General features: G+C 59.0%; 2 protein-coding genes. One reads left to right on the top strand and one right to left on the bottom strand.

Features of this window, described 5'->3' with window-relative positions; all coding sequences use genetic code 11:
• On the bottom strand, positions 1-799 hold a 799-nt coding region (locus WCA53_RS17835; RefSeq protein ID WP_423913336.1), incomplete at its 3' end, for an NAD(P)/FAD-dependent oxidoreductase.
• A 248-nt stretch (positions 800-1,047) separates the two neighbouring features.
• Between WCA53_RS17835 and ald the strand changes: the two genes are divergently transcribed.
• Positions 1,048-1,994: alanine dehydrogenase (ald, locus tag WCA53_RS17830; RefSeq protein ID WP_423913333.1), on the top strand; the 947-nt coding region annotated here is incomplete at its 3' end.

Here is a 1,994-nt window from a genome sequence, read left to right as displayed (position 1 = left end):
ATGAAAGCCATTTCCAAAGATGGGAGTTGAGGAGTTCTTCGCGCTTGTACGGCGTCGAAGGCACGGCCTTTGGCATCAAGCCGCCACCATAGCCGACGTCGAAGCCTCGTCGCTCGCTGGACGCCGTGCCTGATACGTAGTGGTACTCCTTATTGAGCGCCCCCCACCTTCTGAGCGATTCGAGCAGCATTTCCTGATCTTCCTGGGTCAAAGGCGTATCGAGTTGTGCTTTATTCACTGCCTTGCTGAGCAACTCGGCAACATAACCCTGGTAGTCCGACTGAACTTGCCGATAGCGCTGGGGCTTGCCATCGAATGCGCGACTCGAATGGAGATAGGCGTTGTAATTAACCTGGATGAACGGTTCCAGGGGCACGTTCAGGCGTTTCGCATAGTCCAGTACCGCGAGATGGTTATAGGGAATCCGCCACGGGCCCGGATTGATGTAAAGGCCGCTATCGAATTCGCACCGCTGTTTCGCGCCGCCGAGTTCCGTGTACTCGTCGCCGCCCCGAATGCTCCACGCCCGGCCGCCCGCGCGGTTATTGTATTCAAGTACCTTGACCGTGTAGCCCGCGTTCCTCAGCTCGTAAGCGGCCACAAGTCCGGCCATGCCCGCGCCGAGGACAAGTATTGTCGTACCTTTGGGAGCACCATCGAGCTTGATCTGTCCGCTATAGGCAGACGACGCGGCAAAGCCTAGCGTGCTCATGGCGTGGTACATCGCTGCCCCGCCGGCGGCTCTTCCAACAAGAGAAAGCAGTTGACGGCGGCTCATCAAGTCTTGCATTGGTTTCATCGGTCTTTTGTCCAGTCACGACACTGCGTGCTAACCCTTAGAACTTTTCTGTAGCTGGAGGGGGAACATTCGTAGAGTGCATTAAAACTATCGACTTTGCGACAATGAGAGTTAGCTTACGATACCGCCACGCACCCACGGCGGTGCCCCGGCTAGCGAGCATCCCGCCGATGTTTCGCGCGATGTGTTTCCGACTCGTGTAGGCTATGCAGGCATGCGAATGGCCTTTTCAGGGGGAGAGTTCCATCATGCGTATCGGTCTGCCGAAAGAAATCAAGAACCATGAATATCGGGTCGGCCTGACACCTGCGGGGGTCCGCGAACTGACGTCGCACGGGCATGAGGTTGTTGTCCAGACAGCTGCCGGTGCGGAAATAGGTTTGTCGGACGACGCGTACAGGGTCGCGGGTGCGTCTGTCGTAGACACGGCGCAGGAAGTCTTTGCGACCGCAGAGATGATCGTCAAGGTCAAGGAGCCGCAGGCGGACGAGTGCGCAATGCTGCGCCCCGGTCAGATCCTCTACACGTATCTGCATCTTGCGCCGGACCCCGACCAGACACGGGCGTTGATCGAGTCCAAGGCCGTATGCATTGCTTACGAAACCATCACGGGTCCGGGTGGCGGCCTGCCCTTGCTCGCGCCAATGAGCGAAGTCGCGGGCCGCATGTCGGTGCAGGCGGGCGCTGCGCATCTGGAAAAATCAAAAGGCGGCATGGCGTTGCTGCTAGGCGGAGTTCCCGGTGTGGCGCCGGCGCATGTGGTGATCATCGGTGCGGGCGTAGTCGGCACGAACGCCCTTCAGATAGCGACGGGCATGGGTGCCCGCGTCACTATCATCGACAAGAATCTCGACCGCTTGCGTGCATTGGATCTCATCTATGGCAACCGCGTCACCACGCTATGTTCGAACGCACAGACGATTGAAGACTCAGCGCTCGCCGCAGATCTCTTGATTGGCGGGGTGCTCATCCCCGGCGCTGCGGCACCGAAACTCATCACCCACGACATGATTTCGCATATGAAACCGGGGGCCGTTGTCGTCGATGTCGCTATCGATCAGGGCGGCTGCTTTGCGACCTCCCACCCCACGACACACACGGATCCGACCTTCGTCGTGGACGGCGTGGTTCACTATTGCGTTGCCAACATGCCGGGTGCCGTCGCGCGAACGTCGACGTTCGCGTTAGTGAACGC

The sequence above is a fragment of the Caballeronia sp. genome (assembly GCF_049581465.1).
Classification (GTDB): Bacteria; Pseudomonadota; Gammaproteobacteria; order Burkholderiales; family Burkholderiaceae; genus Caballeronia.
The sequence above is the reverse complement of the archived record's forward strand: the minus strand, read 5'-3'. Positions and strand labels throughout refer to the sequence as shown.